The sequence below is a fragment of the Niveispirillum sp. genome, from assembly GCF_017996735.1.
Taxonomy (GTDB): Bacteria; Pseudomonadota; Alphaproteobacteria; order Azospirillales; family Azospirillaceae; genus Niveispirillum.
Map to the genome: position 1 here is coordinate 47,176 of NZ_JAGOGJ010000025.1, position 19,593 is coordinate 66,768.

The window sequence follows — 19,593 nt, forward strand, 5'->3', positions numbered from 1 at the left end:
TCAATCCCCCTGTGCCGGGCCGGCGACGATGCCGGCATCATGCAGACGGCCGATCTCCCTACTACCCAGGCCCAACAGGGTTGCCAGCACCTCATCCGTATGCTGGCCCAGCCGGGGGGCCGGCAGCAGGGCGCCACGATCCAGCCCCGCCAGGGTGGCGGCCGGTCCGGACACCGGATAGGTCAGGCCCGACGGGTGGTCGGACAGGGTCTGGAAAATCGGGTTGGCCTTGAACAACCTGTCATCGCCCGTCACCGCTTCATGAAGGGTCTGGTACTTGCCCCAGGTGACGCCGGCCGCATCGAAGGCCGGTGCCAGGCGATCCAGCGGCTGTGCCGCCACGGCCGGCGCCACCAGTGCGAACAGACGCTCGCGATGCCGGAAGCGTACCCCTTCATCGGCGGCGAAGCTGACGCCCAGTTCCCCTTCCAGTGCGGCCACCTTTTCCTTCAGCGACAGGACCTTGACCAGGCCCGACCATTGGCGGGGCGTGATGGCGACAAGCATGACGCGTTCCCGGTCGGCCGTGATGAAATCCCGGCCAAAGGCGCCGAACAGGTCATTGCCCATGCGCGGCCGGTCCGTGCCCGTCGCCAGCACCTCTGCCACGGACCCGATATGCGACAGGCTGGACGCCACCAGATCGGAGAGCGGAATACGGATATCGCGCCCCCGGCCCGTCAGCCGGCGGGACCGTTCGGCCGCCAGCAGGGCGAAGGCGGCATAGGCGCCGCCCAGCAGGTCCCAGGCCGGCAGCACATGGTTCACCGGTCCCGCCGCTTCTACCGGCCCCGTCATGAAGGGGACGCCGGCGGCGGCATTGACGGTATAGTCCACGGCGGGCGCCCCATCGGCCCAGCCCATGATCCGGGCGCAAATGATGTCCCGCCGGCGGGTGGAAAGCGCCTCGAACGACAGGAAACCCTCGACCGGGTAATTGGTCAGGAACAGGCCGGCATTGTCACCGGGTGCCGTCGCCAGCGCCAGCGACAGTTCCCGCCCCTCTGGCGAGGACAGGTTCAAGGCGATGGATTTCTTGCCCTTGTTCAGCCCTTCCCAATAAAGGCTGTCACCCTTTTCGCTAACCGGCCAGCGCCGGAAATCCGGGCCACCGCCGATATTGTCGAAGCGGATGACCTCCGCCCCCAACTGGGCCAGATGCAGGCCGCAGGAAGGTCCGGCGATGAACGCCGCCCCTTCCACCACGCGCAGTCCCGACAGAATGTCGTACATTCCCGCCCCCTTCAGGCCAGCTTGACCAGCATGCGGCCCAGATTTTCACCCCGGAACAGGCCGAAAAACGCGTCCAGGGCATGGTCGATGCCCTCATGCACCGTCTCCGCACTGTCCAGCTTGCCTGCCCGATGCCATTCGGTGACCTGGGCCAGGAACTTTTCCTCCAGATGCAGGTAGTTCAGCGCGATGAAGCCCTGCAGGCGCAGGCTCTTGACCACGACCTGCATCAGGTTGCGCGGGGCGGCCGACGGTTCGGTGGCGTTGTACTGGCTGATCATGCCGCACAGGGCGAAGCGGGCGAACGGCTTGGCCACCGCGATGGCCGCCTGCAGATGGTCGCCGCCGACATTGTCGAAATAGACGTCGATACCGTCCGGCGCGGCCTTGGCCAGGGCCTTTGTCAGGCTGGGTTCAGCCTTGTAGTCGATGACAGCATCCAGCCCCAGCGTCTCGCGCAGGAAGGCGGCCTTGCGTTCACCCCCGGCCGAACCGATCACGCGGCAGCCCATGATCTTCGCGATCTGGCAAACCACGGACCCAACCCCGCCCGACGCGGCGGAAACAAAGACCGTCTCCCCGCCCTTCAGGCCCGCCACCTCGAACAGTCCGGCATAGGCGGTGAGGCCCGTCATGCCGGCAAAGCCCAGATAGGCCTGGGGCGGCAAAGCACCGGCATCCCGCTTCTTCAAGGCGGCGGCAGGGGCGTTGACGTACTCCCGCCAGCCCAGCCGCGACCAGACCAGATCACCTGCGGCAAAACCCGGATCGTTGGAGGCGGTGACGATGCCGATGCATGGTCCCTCCATCGCCGCGCCCAGGGTGAAGGGCGGGACATAGCTTTTGGCGTCGTTCATCCGGCCGCGCATCGCGGGGTCAACGGCCATCCAGTGATTGCGGACCTGCACTTCTCCCGGACCGGGGTCGGGCACGGTGACGGTGGCCAGTTCGAAATTCTCCGGCACGGGCATGCCGGCGGGGCGGCTGACCAGACGGACTTCACGCGATTGCGGCATCGGTTTCCCCCGCCTCTCAATAGCCATTCAACAGGGCATAGCGTTCGCGATGGAACGCGACGTCGCCATAGGACATGTCCAGCACGCGGCCGCGTTTCAGATACAGTCCGGCATCATGTTCATCGGTCATGCCGATACCGCCATGGAGCTGGATCATTTCCGCCCCCATGCGGCGCACCAGATCGCCGGCCAGCGCCTTGGCCACGGACACAAGCGACGCTGCATCGGGGGCAGCATCATCCAGGGCCGCCAGCGCCGCCTCCACCGCCGACCGGGTCAGTTCCAGTTCGCCATAAAGGGCGGCCGCGCGATGCTGAAGCGCCTGGAACCGGCCGATGATCTGGCCGAACTGCATGCGTGTCTTCAGATAATCCAGGGTGGTATCGAAGGCCTGGGCGGCTGTGCCCAGCATTTCCGCCGCCACGACCGCCCGGACACGGTCCAGCACGCCGTCCAGCAGGCCGGGGGTCGACAGGCGTGCATCTTCCGCCACCATGACCCCGTCGAAATGGCATAGGGCCGCCCCCCGGACGTCGATCTCCTTCAACGGCGCGATGGTCAGGCCTGGCGCCCCGGCATCGACCAGGAACAGCGCGACACCATCCGGCGTGGCCGCCGATACCAGAAAGGCATGGGCGGCCAGACCATTGATCACGGGCCGTTTGGCCCCGGACAGGCGCCAGCCCCCGCCCTCACGCGCGGCGGTCAGGCCGGGGGCGGCCGGATCATGGCGGGGACCTTCATCAATGGCCAGCGCCAGCACGGCCCGGCCTTCCACGATGGCGGGCAGCCATTCATCGGCCAGCACCGGCGCGCCACCCAGCCGCAAGGCGGATACCGCCCCCACGCCTGAGGACACCAGCGGTGAGGTCACCAGATGACGCCCCAACTGTTCGGCAACGATCCCCATCGTCAAAAGGCCCAGGTCCGATCCGCCGTGATCCTCGCCGGCCAGAATGCCTGTCCACCCCATCTCCGCCATCTCGGCATAGAGCGCCGGATCATGGCCGGGGGCGGGAGTGCCCTGACGCAGGGCGCGCAACGCCGTGACCGGCGCGCGGTCGCGCACCCAGGCCTCGGCCGCATCACGCAGCATGCGCTGTTCTTCATTGAGGACAGCCATATCGACTCCTCCCGCAACCTTCTTGGGTTTTATTGGTGATCGAGCAGACCCAGGGTCTGCTTGGCCGTGATGTTGTTCTGTATCTCGTGGCTGCCGCCATAGATGGAGAAGGCGCGGCTATGCAGCCAGGCCCGCGTCGCCTCGATCTCTTCCGCCGTGAAGCCCTGGCCTTCCCAGCCCAGGCCGGCATTGCCCATGATCTCCACAATCAGGTCGGCCCGTTCCTGCGACACCTCAGCGCCAAGGTTTTTCAGGGCCGACACGGCGATGGTCTTCAATCCCGCCTTCGTTTCAGCGCCTGCCCGCCGCACGGTGTGCGAATAGGCCTGGGCGCGGATGCCGTTGCGGATCAACCGGGCGCGCAGATCGGAATTGGCGATGCGCCCCTGGCCGTCGGTGCCGACATAGTGACGGGCCAGCTCGGTCAGCGGCGTTGCCTCCGCGCGGTTACCGGCCAGACTGTCGCGTTCGAACTGCAACAGGCGTTTGCCGACCGTCCAGCCGCCATTCAACGCGCCGACCATATTTTCCTTGGGCACCTTCACATCGGTCAGGAACACTTCGCAGAAATGCGTGGTGCCGGAAATCAGGGTGATGGGCCGCGCCTCTACCCCGGGCGTCGCCATGTCGATCAGCAGGAAGCTGATGCCCCCCTGCTTGCGCGTCGTGTCGGTGCGGACCAGGCAGAAGCACCAATGGGCGTGGTTGGCGCCTGAGGTCCAGATCTTCTGACCGTTCACCAGCCAATGGTCGCCCTGGTCCACACATTTGGTCTGCAGCGAGGCCAGATCGGACCCGGCACCGGGTTCGGAAAAGCCCTGGCACCAGCGCGCCTCGCCACGCGCGATGGGCGGCAGGAAGCGCAGTTTCTGTTCCTCGCTGGCAAATTCCAGCAGGGTCGGACCCAGCATCATCATGCCGTAGCTGCGATTGGGGTTGAAGGCACCGATCCGCGCCATCTCCTCCCCGATGATCCTTTCATGCGCCACCGTCAGGCCGGCACCGCCATAGATCACGGGCCAGGTGACCGCCCCCCATCCCTTGTCCGCGATCCGGCGCAGCCACAGGCAGAAATCCGCGTCGGCGTCGGCATAGCCGCCATCGGTCAGATAGGGCTGCGGATTCTTGAAGGCCAGCGCCGGCGGGAAATTGGCGGCAAGCCACCCCGCTGCTTCCTCCCGGAAACCGGACGCCATAATGTCATCCAAGCCAGCCAATTCCCGTCCCTCTCATTTTTCCGCTGGTGACGCCGGCCCGCCCATTCCCGGCCACGATGGGGCGACAGGAGGGCACCGCAAGGAGGCGCGATACGCCACCGGCAGCAATCTTGATTGGGTTGACCTTAATTCAGCGGGCCGGGCTTTGCACGTCAAAAATTGCATCACAGGTTATTTTCTGGAAGCCACCCAACCCTGCACCCGGCAGATATCACCAGCACCGGGGCCGGCGCGGACCTCGACGGGCTGGCGTAAAGTTCTCCATATGTGCAATGTTAACTCTGAAGCGGAGCCGGCCGGTCCATCGCTGGCAATGGGGAGTTCAAAGCACGTGTCGCGGATCGAGCCGGAAAAAGCCCTGATCTATTCCAGTCCCGCCATCCATGCGCGGCGGCGACGCATTCTGGATGAAACACGCAAGCTTATCGCCGAAAAGGGCCTGATCCATTTCAGCATGGATGAGATCTGCAAGCGCGCGGATGTGTCCAAGCGCACGCTCTACAACGCGTTCCAGACCAAGGAACGTATGATCGCCATGGCGATCCATGAATATTTCGACCGCTATATTTCCCGCCTGCCCTATACGCATCCGGCCGGAACGCTGCAGCGGAACATCGAGCGCATGGTGTTCGTGATTCAGCGAAATCGTCAGATCCGCAATTATATCAGTGCGATCATGACGATTTATTTCTCCCTGGATGCAGACAGCGATATCTGGACGACCATGCATTCCATGGCCGTGACCCCCAACCTGCAATGGATCGAGGTGCTGCGCGCCAAACGGCAGTTGCAGCCCTGGATCGATGCCAAGCGGTTGGCGGATGACATCGTGCGATTCGAATATACGATCATCTATGATTGGTGCCGGGGCCATATCGCCGACGATCAGATCATTCCGCATCTGATCACCACCTACCTGTCCTTCATGGCCGGGGCCACACGCGGCGCGGCACGCAAGGAAATCGAAACGGTTCTGTCGGATTTCCATGAGAAAGGTGTGTCCCTCTCGCCGTCCGGCGGCCCCCCGATGGACGGCGCGACCCCGCAGGGATGACGATTTAAAATTAACCTGTCGTGTAGTTTTAGGGCGTGATATAACCACCCCGCAATGATGATGCGCGGGGTGGACAACCCCGCCCGAACGACGGAATTCCCGATGGCAGACAAAGACACCGCCCCGCAGGCGGGAACGATGCGGCTGCTTGTTGACCGGCGCGACGGCGACGTGGTGCTGGTGACACTGAACCGGCCGGAGGCGCGCAACGCCGTCTCCTTCGAGATGTGGGAAGCCTTTTCCACCCTGCTGGACGGGCTGGAACGGGAGACGCCGGCCCGTGCGCTGGTGATCACCGGGGCCGGCGGGCATTTCTCCTATGGCGGCGACATGAAGATCCCGCCGGCACGGGGCGAGGGCGCGTTGTCCGCGGCCGCACGGCTGGAATGGGGACAGCGTATCATCGCCCGCCTGCGTCGGCTGCCCATGCCCGTCATCGCGGCGGTCGAGGGCGGGGCCTTCGGCATGGGGTGGAGCCTGGCACTGGCCTGTGACCTGATCATCGCGGCGGAAGGCGCCAGCTTCGGTGCCCCCTTCGTCAATTTCGGCCTGACACCGGATGGCGGGGCCGCCTGGCTGCTGGCCCGTCAGATCGGCCGTTACCGCGCGGCGGAACTGGTTATGTCGGCCCGCACCCTGCCGGCGGCCGAGGCGTTGGGCATGGGGCTGGTCAGCCGCCTGTGCCCCACGGGCACCGCACTGGAAACGGCGCTGGCGTTCGCCGGCACGCTTGGCAACGGCAACCGCCAGGCGGTGGAGTTGACCAAGCGCCTGCTGCACAATGCCGAAGGCAGCGACCTGGATGCAAGCCACGCCCTGGAACTGGTCTATTGCGCGCATCTGCAGAGCGGGGATGAATTGCGTCGTGCCCGCGACGCCTTCATCAATGCCCGCAAGCAAGGCTGAGGACGACGAAAATGCAGTTCGACATGCGCGCCCTGCCCCTGCCGGCTCGGTACAAGATCATCAATTCCACCGTCACCCCCCGGCCCATCGCCTGGGTAACGACGCTTTCCACCGACGGGGTGCGCAACGCCGCCCCCTACAGCTTTTTCAACGCCGTGGGCGATGATCCGCCACTGCTGGTCCTGGGCCTGCTGAAGCATCCCCGCCATGGCGGCATGAAGGACACGGCCAGCAACATCATGGCCACCGGTGAATTCGTGGTGAACCTTGTGTGCGAGGCCGACGCCGAGCGCATGAACCGGTGCAGCGTGGATGCCCCGCCCGAGTTGGACGAGATCGAGTATGCGGGGATCGAGACGGCACCGGCAAGCGTGGTCAAGCCGCCGCTGATCGCCACGGCACCCGTCAGCTTCGAATGCCGCAAGGTGGCGGCGCTGGATATCGGGCCGCGCCAGACGGTAATCCTGGGCGAAATCCTGATGGCCCATATCAAGGATGAATTCGTGATCGACGCGGCCAAGGCCTATGTCGACAATCCCGCCATGAAGCTGATTGGCCGCACCCATGGCAGCGGCTGGTACCTGCGCAATGGCGACGCGTTCCAGATGGACCGTCCCACCTACGACCCCGACTGGCGCGAACGGCAGTAATGCCAGGGTCGGAATTTATCGGCACTGGTATAAGTGACCTCATCCCCCGCGTGCGGGGCCTGCCTCAGCCCCAGTGTGGCAGGGGCAGGCCCGGGATGGGTGTGCGCAGGGTGAGAACCGCGCCATTGCGGCGGGACACGATCGACAGATCGCACAAATCCGCGCCGCCCCAGGCCAGACTGGTAGGCATCTGCATCACCTGCCCCTCCGGATCGGACAGGATGGTCACCACCTGCCCAGTGGGGGTAATGGCGACGACGCGGTTGGCGAAGGGCAGCGTCACCCAGAGATTGCCGGCAGCGTCCAGCGCAACACCATCGGGATGGCCCAAGGCAGCGCGTTCCGCCGGCGCCATCCGTCCATAGATATCACCGGCCGACAGGTTGTCGGGCGCCAGACCCAGGACCGGGCCATATTGCACGGGATCACGATAGGAACCGTCAGCGCCACGGCGATAGCGCAGGATGGTGCCCGCTGCCGTCTGCGCCACATAGAGATGCCTGAAATCCCGGTCGAAACAGATACCATTGGCCCCCCGGATGCCATCGCAGACACGCGACACTCGCCCATCCGCCGCCACCTTGTAAACAAATCCCGCCGGATCGGTCGTCCCGATATTGGCCGGGTTCGCCCAGGTGGAATGGCTGCAATAGACCTCCCCACCGGGGCCGATGGCGGGCGCGTTGGAGGCGACAAGACGCCGTCCATCCAAACTGTCGGCCAGGGTTTCAACCGCCCCCGTGCCCAGGTCCAGCCGTTGCAGGGGTCCGTTTCCGTCGGCCAGCAGGCCGAAATTGGCGATGATGACGCGACCCTGCCGGTCCATGGCCAGCCCCGTGGCGGCAGGGGCCTTGCCGATGCGGGAAATACCGCCGTCCGGCGACAGGATCGCCACAGCACCATCCGGGTCCGACACGATCAGCCGGCCGTCCGGGGTGGTGACCACACCTTCGGGCTTGGTCAGGCCGGAAAGACGGCGGGCCTTGGCCAGCGGCAGGGGGGATGGGAGATTTCCCCCCGATGATACGCACGCTGTCATCGCCAAGGCCCAACCGCCCGCCGCCACCCGCGTCAGCAGGTGGCGGCGGGAAAGGGAGAGTGCCCCGGTCACAGGACGCCGATGCGCCGGCTTTCGGCCAGCCGCGAGATTTCCGCGTCCTCATAGCCCAGTTCACGCAGTACCTCACGCGTGTGCTGGCCCAGGCCGGGCGCCGTGCCCCTGACCACACCGGGCGTGCCCTTCAGCCGCGTGAACAGGCCGATTTCCTGGATGGGGCCATGCAGGGAGGTGGGCTGGTCCAGCACACGCTGGCTGTCCAGCGCCCAATCCTGCTTGAAGAAGTCGGGCAGCCAATGCGTCTCCGTGGGGATTTCGCAAGGGGCGCCGGCGGCGTCCAGGATGGCGAAGGCGTCAGCGCTGGTATGGGCAGCGAAGAACGGCTCCAGCGCTGCCGACAGGGCGGCGTCATGGGCGCTGCGGTCACGCGGTGTCGCGAAACGTGGATCGCTGGTCAGTCCCGGCTGTCCCACGGCCCCGGCCAGGGCCGCAAACCGTTCATCGGTTTCACAGGCGATGCAGATCCACCCGTCACGGGTTGGATACAGCCGGTCCAGCGCGCCGAAGCCCATCTGGTCCTTACCCATCTTCAGGCTGAGCGTGACCTGACGGTCGGCATCCAGGAAATGTTCGGAGGTGGTGAACAGGCTGGAATGAACCTGGGGACATTCCAGATAGTCGCCCTTGCCGGTCCGGTACCGGTTCTCCAGCGCCATCAGCACGCCGACGGCCCCCAGGAAGCCGTTATTGTAATCCTCGTTGCCATAGACGCTGGGCACGGGGGCGTTGCCCTCCCCCGCCCCTTCATACAGCAGGCCGCAGAAACCGGAGATCAGCGGGGCGAAGCTTTTCAGCTTGGATTTCGGTCCCTTGGAACCATAGCCGGGCAGGTAGGCATAGATCAGCTTCGGGTTGATCGCCGACAGCGCGGCATAACCTATGCCGGCCTTGTCCGCCTTGCCCGGCCGCCAGTTATGCATGACGATGTCGGCGGTCTTGACCAGTTTCTGAATGATCTCGATGCCTTCCGGTGTCTTGATATTGACCACAATGCCACGCTTGCCACGCTGACAGGCCTCGAACGGGTCGGGCAGCGGCCGCATCTGGTCGCCGCCATCGGTTTCGATCTTAATGACGTCCGCCCCCATGTCGGACATCATGCGCCCGGCATAGCCGCAGGCGAAGAAGGAGCTGAAATCCAGCACCCGGATGCCTTCCAGTGCCGCCTTCACCGGACGCACGGCGGCACAGGCCACGCGTACCGGCCGCGAGAGGAACGCCGGCAACCGGTCATTATCCTGCCCCACGGCGGGCGCCGGGCTGACGGTGATGCCGGGCGTGGCGGCGAAGCGTATGGCGGGGCCGGCCTGATGGATGGTGCCGAAATCGGCATCCTGCACCTCCACCCGCTGGCCGACAAATTCCACCTGCTCATCCAGCAGCGCCTCTGCCGGGCGCAGCACGGGCAGGGCCGCGATGTCGGCCTCGTGGAACAGGCGCAGCCATTCGGCACGCGGCTTCTTCTTCATCGCTTCATACAGTTCGACACGGGCGATGCGGTATTCATCCTCTGACAGCGGTACGGCCATTTCCGGCCCGTCGACCGCCTTCACCCGGTCGCCGAAACCCAGCAGGTCCATGGTGCGCTTGAAGCCGCCGGGTCCACCGGTGTGAAGCTGCAGATACTCGCCATCGCCACACTGGGCCAGACCGGTGACCAGGCGGGTATGGCCGAACGGCGTGCCCTTGGTGGACGCCTTGGCTTCCCGCTTGATGTAGGAGATGTTTTGCGGGTGAGACCACCAGTTCATAGGCGACTGGGCCAGGAAACTGTCCAACAGCGAGGCTTCCACCCCCTGCCCGACCCCGTTCTCATGCCGGGCGCGCAGGGCCGCCAGGATGTCAATCACCGCCACGAAGGCCTGGCCATAATGCAGCGCCGGATGGCCCAGATAAAACGGCCCCTCGCGATGGGGATTGCCCTTTTCGATCATGGCGCCCAACCGCGCGGCAGCCAGGCTTTCGCCATAGGGCCGGTCGGCCAGCGGCGTGTCGGCACCATAGGCGGTCAGCGCACAGACGATCAGCGCCGGATGCGATTTGGCAAGCATTTCGGCATCCAGGCCCAGCGCCCGGGCCTCCGCTTCCTCCAGGGAATGGATCAGGATGTCGGCGCGGGCCGCCAGGACCAGCACCTGCGCCCGCTCCGCCGCGTGCCTTATGTCCAGCTCCACAGCGCGCTTGCCCCGGTCCCAGCCCTTGCGTGTCAGCTCATGGGCGAACGGATTGCCGCCCTTGGGCTCCACCTTGATCACCTCGGCGCCATGGTCAGCCAGAAGCACACCGGCGATCAGGCCGGCGCGCACCTGTGACACATCGACGACGACAAGGTTTTCCAACGGACCGGGCATCTCTCATTTCCTCCATGATGGCGTCGAACGCCACTTAAAATTTGCACTATGGTATATTTTTGTAAGGACCAGGACAAGGGGCTAAGTCCCCGTCCGCAGCCCCTTTACAGGTCCTTGAACCCCTTGCCTTCCGCCACCAGCCGTTCCAGCAGGGGCGCCGGCTTGAAATCGTCGCCATAGGCCGCGTGCAATGCGCGGATACGGTCCAGCACCTTCGGCAAACCTTCCAGGTCGGCCCAGAACATCGGGCCGCCACGATAGGCGGGCCAGCCATAGCCCGTGAACCAGACGATGTCGATGTCGGACGGGCGGGCCGCCTTGCCCTCTTCCAGGATCTTGGCGCCTTCATTCACCATCGAATAAAGGCAGCGTTCCAGGATTTCCTGATCGGTGACGGTGCGGCGCTGGAACCCTTTGCGTGCGGCGAAATCCAGGATCACCTTTTCCGCCACCGGCGACGGGGTGCCGTTGCGCTTTTCATCGTAATCGTAATAGCCGGCGTTGGACTTCTGTCCACGGCGGCCCATTTCGTTCAGGATCTCGCGCACCGTGGACGAACTGGACTTGTCCGGGTCCCAACCCACATCCATGCCCGCCATGTCACGCATCTGGAACGGCCCCATGGGGAAGCCGAAATCATACAGGACGCGGTCGACATCCCAGGGCAAGGCGCCTTCCAGGATCAGCTTTTCCGCCTCGCGCTGACGCTGCGCCAGCATACGGTTGCCGACGAAGCCGAAGCAGTTGCCGACCACGACGCCGACCTTGCCAATCTTGCGGGCGATGGCCATGGACGTGGCTAGCACATCCTTGGCCGTCGCCTCCCCACGCACAATCTCCAGCAGCCGCATGATATGGGCGGGCGAGAAAAAATGCAGGCCGACCACATCCTGCGGGCGTTTCGTGGCGCCGGCGATGGTGTCGATATCCAGGTAGGAGGTGTTGGTCGCCAGGATGGCACCCGGCTTGGCAATGGCGTCCAACCTGGCGAAGACATCCTGCTTGATGTCCATCTGTTCGAACACCGCCTCCACGATCAGGTCACAAGCGGCCAGATCATCAAAGGACAGGCTGCCCGTCAGCAGGCCCATGCGTGTTTCCACGTCGGCGGCGGATATCCGCCCCTTGGCGGCCGTCGCCTCATAGTTCTTCCGGATGATGCCGGTCCCGCGCGCCAGCGCCTCTTCCTTCATCTCCACCAGCGTGACCGGGAAACCGGCATTCAGAAAGGCCATGGCGATGCCGCCGCCCATGGTGCCGGCACCAATCACACCGACCCTGGCGATGGGGCGCTGGGAGACATCGGGGCCGATATCCGGCACCTTGGCCACCTGGCGCTCGGCAAAGAAGACATGGCGCTGCGCCGCTGACTGGCTGCCCTTCAGCAATTCCTCAAACAGGCGGCGTTCTTCCTTCACACCGGTATGGAAGGGCAGGCTCACCGCCGCCTCGATGCAGCGGATATTATATTCCGGCGCCAGGAAGCCGCGGAATTTCTTCGCATTGGCCTTGCGGAAGGCGGCGAAAATCTCCGGCTGGCCGCGTGCCGCCTCGATCTTTTCCGACAGGTCGCGGACCTTGGCCAGGGGCTTGCCCTCGGCCACCACGGATCGGGCGAAGGCCACGGCGCCCGCACGCAACCCGCCCTCCTCCACCAGCGCATCGATCAGGCCCATGGCATGGGCGGCCTTGGCGGGCACATGCTGCCCGCTGGTCACCATTTCCAGCGCCTTTTCCACCCCGACGATGCGCGGCAGACGCTGGGTACCGCCGGCACCCGGCAGCAGGCCCAGATTGACCTCCGGCAAGCCACACTTGGCCGATGGCACGGCGACGCGGTAATGGGCCACAAGCGCCAGTTCCAGCCCGCCGCCCAGCGCCGTGCCGTGAATGGCGGCGACGACAGGTTTCGGCGCATTCTCCACGGCGGCCTGCACCTCCTGCAGCGTCGGGTGGATCGGACCCTTGCCGAATTCGGTGATGTCGGCGCCGGCGAAGAAGGTCCGGCCGGCACAGATCAGGACGATGGCCGACACGGCGGGATCGGCCACGGCCCTTTCGAAACCCTGGTGGATGCCGGCCCGGACGGCCGCACCCAGGGCGTTCACCGGTGGGTTGTCGATGGTGATGATTGCCACGCCGTCTTCGATGGCATAGGTGGCGACATCGTTGATCTTCATATCCATATCCTCGCAACCGCCGGCGAGGGTCCGCGAACGCCTCAGGGTTTCAGCGCGGCGCGGGCCTGCTGGCGGATATAATGTTGCAGCGTCCCGATCTGGGCCGGGGTGAATTCCGGGAATTGCGGCATGCCGTTGGGGACCAGCGCCCCGTCATGCAGAACCGCCGTCAGGCTGTCGATATCCAGCGGCATGGGGGATTTGCGCAGGTCCGGCGCGGCCCCGCCCGACTTCACGGCCGGGCCATGGCAGATGATGCAGCGCTGGGCGTAAAGCTCGGCACCCGCCGCCGCCTTGGCCGGATCAATGACAAAGGCGGCATCGTCCACGAACGGCAGGGGTGTCCGGTCGAAGGGCGGCAGGCTGGCCTTGCCATCCAGTGCAAAGGTCAGGACGCGGCGCTTCTGGTTGTGATAATCCCAGTCATGCGCCGCACCCGACGGGCCGGACGAGCGCCATCCTGTTAGAACGGTGACATATTGCCGGCCCTTGACCTGATAGGTGATGGGCTGGGCCATGACGCCCACTTGCGCATCGAAGGACCAGAGTTTCTTGCCGCTGTCGGCGGCATAGGCGGCCAGTTCCCCTTCGACATTGCCCTGGAAGACCAGATTGCCGCCCGTCGCCAGCGTGCCCCCGTTCTTCATGCCCGTCAGCGGCACGGACCAGCGGGCCTTCTGCGCAACCGGGTCCCAGGCCAGCAGCACGTTGGACGGCGTTCCCGGCACTTTCAAATCGGCCGGCGGCTTGCCGATACCGTTATTGATGAACTGGCCCTTCTGGAACTGCCAGCCCGCCAGATCCGGCGGATCGGTGTAGATACGACCCTGTTCTATGGCGGGGATATAGACCAGGCCCGTCTTCGGGCTGTAGGACATGGCCTCCACGCTATGCGCGCCGACCGGGCTGGGGAAGAGGATGGCGGCCTGCCCATCGGGAAAACGCGCCTCCGGATTTTCCACGGGCCGGCCCGTCTGCGTATCGATCCGGTCGGCCCAGGTGACCGTCGGCACGAACTTCTCCGCCGAGACGAGTTTGCCCGTCTTGCGGTCGATGACATAGAAAAAGCCGTTCTTGGGCGCGTGCAGGATAACGTCGCGCTTCTGCCCGTCGATGGTCAGTTCCGCCAGTTCGATATCCATGGCGGCGTTGTAATCCCAGGTTTCGCCGGGATTGACCTGATAATGCCAGACATACTCGCCCGTATCGGCATCCAGCGCGATGATGGAACAGAGGAACAGATTGTCGCCGCCGCCGGGGCTGCGGATCTTCTGGTTCCAGGGGGCGCCGTTGCCGGTGCCGATATAGACCCGGTTGTACTTGGGATCATAGGCCATGGCATGCCAGGCCGTACCCCCGCCGCCGAACTTCCACCAGTCACCGGTCCAGGTCTTGGCGGCCATCTCCATGGCCTTGTTCTCGAACCCGTCGGCCGGGTTGCCGGGAACGGTGTAGAAGCGCCAGGCCTGTTTGCCGGTATTGGCGTCATAGGCGGTGACATAGCCGCGCACGGGCGCGAAATCGGCGCCGCCATGGCCGATCATCACCTTGCCCTTGAACACCCAGGGTGGGCCGGAGATATAGCGGCCATCATCCTTGTCCAGGGTCTGGGCAGACCAGAGCAGTTTTCCCGTCTTGGCATCCAGTGCGAGCAGGCGCCCATCGACCGTGCCTGTGAAAATCTTGCCTTCCCAATAGGCGATGCCCCGGATACCCCAGGCGCTGCGCATCTTCTGGCCCGCGATTTCCGGGGCCTGCGGATCATATTTCCACAACAGCGTGCCCGTGGCGGCATCCATGGCATGGACCACGGAATAGCCGACACCGAAATACAGGACACCATCGACGGCCAGCGGCGCCGAAAAGGCATTGGGCAGCGTGTCGATATCATAGGACCAAGCCAGGTTCAGCCGGCCGATAGTGTCGGCATTGAGCTCCGCCAGGGGGCTGTAATGCGTGTCGGTCCAGTCGCCGCCATAGCCGGGCCAGTCCCGGCCGCCATGGCTGACGGCCGCCTGCCCGGCATAGGCGTCGGGGCCGGCATCGACGGCCGACTTTTCCCGGCCACAGCCGGCCAGCGCCAGCGACGCAACCATCATCATACCCGCGATCCGGGTAGCGGCAGCCGGCTTGCGCATGGCCCGCCCCATCACTTGGCAGCCGCCAGGGCGGCACGGGACTGTTGGCGGATATAATGCTGCAGGGCCTCGATCTCGGTGTCGGGCATTTCTTCGAACGCCGGCATGCCATTCTGCTTCAGGGCGCCATCATGCAGCACGGCCTTCAGGCTGTCGAATTCCAGCGGCATCTGGCCGCGGCGCAGGTCGGGCGCCGCACCACCGGCGATCAGGCGCGGGCCATGGCAGACATGGCAATTGCGATGGAACACGGCCATGCCAAGCGCGGCCTTCTTGTCATCCACCACAAAATCGGCCTTGTCCAGGATCGGTGCCTCCGACTCCTGCGCGACGGGCGGCAGTCTGGCTGCGCCGTCCAGGGTGAAGGTCAGCACCCGGCGCTTCTGCGTGTAATAGTTCCATTCCGTGGGAAGACCGCTGGCCCCGGTCCCGCGCCAACCGGTCAGGATGGTCATGTACTGCTTGCCACCCGCCCAGTAGGTCACCGGCTTGGCCGCCGTCCCCACCTGCAGATCATAGGCCCAGAGCTTCTTGCCGGTATCGGCGGCATAGGCAGACAATTCGCCCGTCACCTGCGGCTGGAACACCAGATTGCCGGCCGTGGTGAGGGTGCCGCCATTCTGCATGCCGACCAGCGGCACTTCCCAGGCGGGCTTCTGCGCCACCGGGTCCCAGGCCAGCAGGCTGGAACTGCCCGGGGGTGCCTTCATGCCGGCGGGTGCCGGTCCCAGACCGGAATTGACGGCCATGCCGTCACGGAATTTCCAATCCTTCAGACTGGCCGGATCGGCATAGACGACACCAATATCGGTGGTGGGGATATAGGTCAGGCCGGTCTTGCGGTTGAACGACATGGCCGCGACGCCATGCGCACCCCAGGACGACGGATAGGTCAGGAAGGCCTTGCCATCGGGAAAACGAGCATCAGGGTTTTCGACGGGCCGGCCCGATGCGACATCAATCTTCTCCGCCCAATTGACGTTCTTCACGAACTTCTCGGCGGAGATCAGCTTTCCGTCCTTGCGGTCGATGACATAGAAGAAGCCGTTCTTGGGCGCATGCAGGATGACGTCACGCTTCTTGCCATCGATCTTCAACTCGGTCAGCTCGATATCCATGGCGGCGTTGAAATCCCAGGTCTCGCCGGGATTGACCTGATAGTGCCAGACATACTCCCCCGTTTTGGCATCCAGCGCGATGATGGAGCAGAGGAACAGGTTGTCACCGCCGCCGGGGCTGCGGATCTTCTGGTTCCAGGGAGCGCCGTTGCCGGTGCCGATCAGGATGCGGTTGTACTTCTTGTCATAGGCCATGGCATGCCAGACGGTGCCGCCGCCGCCCAGCTTCCACCATTCGCCATTCCAGGTCTTGGCAGCCATTTCCATGGCCTTGTTCTCGAACCCGTCCGCCGGATTGCCGGGAACGGTGTAGAAACGCCAGGCCTGTTTGCCGGTCTTGGCGTCATAGGCGGTCACATAGCCACGGACAGGACCGTAATCGGCCCCGCCATGACCGATGATCACCTTGCCATCAGCGATCCAGGGCGCGCCGGTAATGTAACGGGCATCGTCCGGTTCGACCGTCATGGTGGACCACAACAGCTTCCCCGTCTTGGCGTCGAGCGCGATCAACCGGCCATCCAGCGTGCCGGAATAGATCACACCCTGCCAGTAAGCCAGGCCCCGATTGCCCCAACCGGCGCGCATCTTGTGGCCGGCGACCTCGTAGACATTGGGATCGTACTGCCAGAGCAGCTTGCCGGTCACCGCGTCCATGGCATGGATGACGGAATGTCCGACCGGGAAATAGAGTGTGCCATCGATGGCCAGCGGGCTGGCCAGACCGTTGGGCGTGACCGGCAGATCATAGGACCAGGCCAGTTTCAGCCGGCCGATAGTCTTGTCGTTGATCTGGTTCAGCGGGCTGTAATGGTTCTCGCTGGTATCGCCGCCGTAGGAGGACCAGTTGGCCCCCTCCCGCGCGGCGGCCATCGCCACCGGCACGGACGCGCCGGACAGAAGCAGCATTGCCGCCAGAACCATGGAAGCCCGCTTACGGCCCATCTCTATTTCCTCCCACTTGATTTTTATACGCTTTTGACATGGACAAGGCCCGGCCCGTCAAGACCGGCCGGGCCGTCCTGATCAGAACTTCATGCCGAAGGTGACGCCATAGGTGCGCGGCGGCGTGGCATGATATTCGCCGAACAGGGTGGAAACCGGCAGGTAGTTGAGGATTTCCACTTCGTTCGTCAGGTTCTTGCCCCAGAGCGTGACCGTGTAATCCCCATCATCCGGGAGCCAGCGCAGCGACGCATCAACGGTCGTCATCGGCGGACGGTAGGAACCGGCGATGTTCAGCAATTGCACATAGGCACCGCTGCGATAGTTCATGGACGCGTTCAGTTCCAGGTCACCAGCATTGCCGACCGTGAATTCCTTGGTGAAGCCGGCCGTGATGTCCCAACGGGGGGCGCGCATCGGCTTGACGTTGGAATAATCGGTCGGCACCAGGAACAGAGCACCGATCTGCTGGATCGCGCCACAGACGGCGCGGCCATCGCTGGGCGTCCGGGTGGGCTCCAGCCCATTGGCATCGAAGCAGTAGGAAGTGTACTGGGCCTTGTTCCAGCCCAGATTGGCGAAGACGGTGAACTGCGACATCGGCTTGGCAGCCAGTTCCAGTTCCACGCCGTAGCTTTCCAGATCGGCGGCGTTGGTGGTGGTGGTCACCACGCCGGACGGTGCCGTGGTGGACGGGGTCACCAGCGAGCGCTGCAACCCGTCATACTGGGCATAGAACACGTTGACATTGGCGCGCAGGCGACGGTCCAGCCATTCGCTCTTCATGCCGACTTCGTAATTGTCCACGCGCTCCACCCCGAACGGGGTGCGGAAGGCATCGCGGTCGGCGGAATTGGCGTTGAAACCGCCGGACTTGAAGGCGCGCTGCCAGAAACCGAACAGCATGATGTCGCTGTCGACCTTGTAGTTCAGGCCGATGCGCGGCGACAGGTTTTCCCACGACTTGGAGGGGGCCGTGAAGATCAGGGCGCTGTTGGTCGGATAGACATGGTCGCCGAAATCGGTGGTCCGGGAAATGCCGGTCGCGTTGAGCGTGGCATTCACGCCCTGGTAGTCGTACTTCTTTTCCCACGAATAGCGGGCGCCTACCACTGCGCTCAACTCATCGGTCAGCTTGTACTCACCCTGGGCATAGGCGGCCACCGACTTGCGCTTGCCGTCATTGTTGATATAGCCCGGATTCTGGGTGCTGTCGGCAACCGTGAAATCGGGAACGAACGGGATCGAGAAGTCCGTGAAGGAAAGCTGGGTCGTCTTGTAGTGATCCTGGAAATAGAACAGACCCGCGATCACATCCAGCCGGTCGGAGAAGTCAGAGATATATTGCAGTTCGCCAGAGAAGGATTTGTAGGTTTCCCAACGGGCGGAGGTAAAGGCGTTATAGTTCTCGCCATCGGTGTCCGACCAGATTTCCGAGGTCGAACGGCCGAAATTGACGATCCCCTTGATCGTGCCGATATCGGTGCTGTAGGCGGCGTCCGTGGTGACGTTCCAGCTATCGACATCAGTGGGCTTGTCAGCCAGGGAATGGCCAATGCGGAACGGGTCGGAACCGTCGGACGCGATGCCGAATTTCTTGTCGCCGAACGGGTACTGGCCCGTCAGACCCATATTGTCCAGCGTACCGCCGGTCATGGACAGGTGACCGGCCGGTGCCGCCTCGCTGCGCTCGCGGTAGATTTCGCCCATGACCGAGATATCCCAGTCGTCATTGGGCGTGAAACGGATCGACGGACGGACAAACAGGCTGTCTTCCTTGCCGATCGACTTGCCTTCCAGCAACGGATCGACCGTGGTCGTGGCCTTGCCATTGTTGATGCCGGTGACAACGACGCCGTTATTCTTGTAGAACCCGTCGAAATTATGCTTCCGCACGGCGATGCGGGCGGCAACCTTGTCTTCCACCAGCGGGATATTGCCGACGACATCGGCATCAACCTTGCCGTAATTGCCGATGGTGATGTCGGCGCTTCCCGTGGTTTCCGTCATGTCGGGACGGTTGGTGGTCAGGGAGATGACACCGGCAAAGGCATTGCGGCCGAACAGCGTACCCTGCGGGCCGCGCAGCACTTCAACCGATGCGACGTCGACCGTGCTGGACAGGGCCTGGACGTTGCGCGCCTGGTAGACGCCATTCACATAGACGGGGACCTGCGGGTCCGCGAAGCTTTCCACGCCGGAGAAGCCGACGCCACGGATCGACAGCGAGGCGACGCCGGGGAACAGGCCCACATGCTCGATCACCGCGTTGGGGATCATGCCGTTCAGCCCTTCCAGGGTCACGGCACCGCTGCGCTGCAACTGATCCGGGGTGATCTGCATCACCGACAGCGGCACATCCTGCAACGCCTGGGTGCGGCGCTGCGCCGTCACAATGATCTCTTCCAGCGCCTCGAAGCCGCCGGGCGCAGCGGGCGTCTGCTGCTGGGCGTGGGCAATGCCGGCCGCCGCCGTGACGCACAGGGCGCCAACGGCGGACGTAGCGAACAACTTGGCAATCTGATTCCGTGCCACGATCTTGGTC

At 64.3% G+C, this 19,593-nt stretch carries 13 protein-coding genes; 3 read left to right on the top strand and 10 right to left on the bottom strand.

The window, feature by feature from the left end; genetic code table 11:
• The 4 genes from KBA48_RS10650 to KBA48_RS10665 are packed head-to-tail and all read right to left on the bottom strand — an operon-like array spanning window position 1 to window position 4,568.
• Window positions 1-1,233, bottom strand: a complete 1,233-nt coding sequence (locus KBA48_RS10650) for a CoA transferase (protein ID WP_292906039.1) — start codon at window positions 1,231-1,233, stop codon at window positions 1-3.
• Between the two features lie 11 nt (window positions 1,234-1,244).
• Window positions 1,245-2,249 carry an NADP-dependent oxidoreductase gene (locus KBA48_RS10655; protein ID WP_292906041.1) on the bottom strand — a complete coding sequence of 335 codons (1,005 nt, stop codon included), beginning with the start codon at window positions 2,247-2,249 and terminating at the stop codon, window positions 1,245-1,247.
• A 16-nt stretch (window positions 2,250-2,265) separates the two neighbouring features.
• Complete coding sequence (locus KBA48_RS10660; protein WP_292906043.1) at window positions 2,266-3,372, bottom strand: acyl-CoA dehydrogenase family protein; 1,107 nt, start codon at window positions 3,370-3,372, stop codon at window positions 2,266-2,268.
• Between the two features lie 29 nt (window positions 3,373-3,401).
• Window positions 3,402-4,568 carry an acyl-CoA dehydrogenase family protein gene (locus KBA48_RS10665; RefSeq protein WP_292906045.1) on the bottom strand — a complete coding sequence of 389 codons (1,167 nt, stop codon included), beginning with the start codon at window positions 4,566-4,568 and terminating at the stop codon, window positions 3,402-3,404.
• On the opposite strand from KBA48_RS10665, the gene KBA48_RS10670 reads away from it, so the two are divergent.
• The 3 genes from KBA48_RS10670 (at window position 4,498) to KBA48_RS10680 (ending at window position 7,199) form a co-directional block, all read left to right on the top strand.
• A complete protein-coding gene (locus KBA48_RS10670) occupies window positions 4,498-5,643 on the top strand; it encodes a TetR/AcrR family transcriptional regulator (protein WP_292906047.1) in 1,146 nt (381 codons plus the stop codon). The two genes, KBA48_RS10665 and KBA48_RS10670, sit on opposite strands and share 71 nt — an antisense overlap.
• 102 nt (window positions 5,644-5,745) lie before the next feature.
• The gene (locus tag KBA48_RS10675; RefSeq protein ID WP_292906049.1) at window positions 5,746-6,549 is read left to right on the top strand and encodes an enoyl-CoA hydratase/isomerase family protein; all 804 of its coding nucleotides are present in this window, start codon (window positions 5,746-5,748) and stop codon (window positions 6,547-6,549) included.
• Window positions 6,550-6,560: 11 nt separating this feature from the next.
• Entirely contained in the window at window positions 6,561-7,199 is a 639-nt protein-coding gene (locus KBA48_RS10680; protein ID WP_292906051.1) for a flavin reductase family protein, read from the top strand.
• 64 nt (window positions 7,200-7,263) lie between these two features.
• Here the strand turns inward: KBA48_RS10680 and KBA48_RS10685 are convergent, their stop codons facing one another.
• The 6 genes from KBA48_RS10685 to KBA48_RS10710 form a co-directional block, all read right to left on the bottom strand.
• Window positions 7,264-8,238 (bottom strand): SMP-30/gluconolactonase/LRE family protein, encoded by a 975-nt coding sequence (locus KBA48_RS10685; protein ID WP_292906063.1) that lies wholly within the window; start codon window positions 8,236-8,238, stop codon window positions 7,264-7,266.
• Window positions 8,239-8,306: 68 nt separating this feature from the next.
• Window positions 8,307-10,667 carry a CoA transferase gene (locus tag KBA48_RS10690; protein WP_292906053.1) on the bottom strand — a complete coding sequence of 787 codons (2,361 nt, stop codon included), beginning with the start codon at window positions 10,665-10,667 and terminating at the stop codon, window positions 8,307-8,309.
• Between the two features lie 104 nt (window positions 10,668-10,771).
• On the bottom strand, window positions 10,772-12,847 hold the full coding sequence (locus tag KBA48_RS10695; protein WP_292906055.1) for a 3-hydroxyacyl-CoA dehydrogenase NAD-binding domain-containing protein: 2,076 nt from the start codon (window positions 12,845-12,847) through the stop codon (window positions 10,772-10,774).
• 41 nt (window positions 12,848-12,888) lie between these two features.
• Window positions 12,889-14,985 (bottom strand): PQQ-dependent dehydrogenase, methanol/ethanol family, encoded by a 2,097-nt coding sequence (locus KBA48_RS10700; RefSeq protein WP_292906057.1) that lies wholly within the window; start codon window positions 14,983-14,985, stop codon window positions 12,889-12,891.
• 11 nt (window positions 14,986-14,996) lie between these two features.
• On the bottom strand, window positions 14,997-17,048 hold the full coding sequence (locus KBA48_RS10705) for a PQQ-dependent dehydrogenase, methanol/ethanol family (protein ID WP_292906059.1): 2,052 nt from the start codon (window positions 17,046-17,048) through the stop codon (window positions 14,997-14,999).
• A gap of 81 nt (window positions 17,049-17,129) precedes the next feature.
• Window positions 17,130-19,593, bottom strand: a 2,464-nt coding sequence (locus tag KBA48_RS10710) for a TonB-dependent receptor (RefSeq protein WP_292906061.1), incomplete at its 5' end; no start/stop codon positions are given.

Bases quoted from the DNA above. Each gene is read 5' to 3' on its own strand.
- KBA48_RS10650 (WP_292906039.1), bottom strand. From the start codon at position 1,233: ATGTACGACATTCTGTCGGGACTGCGCGTGGTGGAAGGGGCGGCGTTC.
- KBA48_RS10655 (WP_292906041.1), bottom strand. From the start codon at position 2,249: ATGCCGCAATCGCGTGAAGTCCGTCTGGTCAGCCGCCCCGCCGGCATG.
- KBA48_RS10660 (WP_292906043.1), bottom strand. From the start codon at position 3,372: ATGGCTGTCCTCAATGAAGAACAGCGCATGCTGCGTGATGCGGCCGAG.
- KBA48_RS10665 (WP_292906045.1), bottom strand. From the start codon at position 4,568: ATGGCGTCCGGTTTCCGGGAGGAAGCAGCGGGGTGGCTTGCCGCCAAT.
- KBA48_RS10675 (WP_292906049.1), top strand. From the start codon at position 5,746: ATGGCAGACAAAGACACCGCCCCGCAGGCGGGAACGATGCGGCTGCTT.
- KBA48_RS10680 (WP_292906051.1), top strand. From the start codon at position 6,561: ATGCAGTTCGACATGCGCGCCCTGCCCCTGCCGGCTCGGTACAAGATC.
- KBA48_RS10685 (WP_292906063.1), bottom strand. From the start codon at position 8,238: ATGACAGCGTGCGTATCATCGGGGGGAAATCTCCCATCCCCCCTGCCG.
- KBA48_RS10690 (WP_292906053.1), bottom strand. From the start codon at position 10,667: ATGCCCGGTCCGTTGGAAAACCTTGTCGTCGTCGATGTGTCACAGGTG.
- KBA48_RS10695 (WP_292906055.1), bottom strand. From the start codon at position 12,847: ATGAAGATCAACGATGTCGCCACCTATGCCATCGAAGACGGCGTGGCA.
- KBA48_RS10700 (WP_292906057.1), bottom strand. From the start codon at position 14,985: ATGCGCAAGCCGGCTGCCGCTACCCGGATCGCGGGTATGATGATGGTT.
- KBA48_RS10705 (WP_292906059.1), bottom strand. From the start codon at position 17,048: ATGGGCCGTAAGCGGGCTTCCATGGTTCTGGCGGCAATGCTGCTTCTG.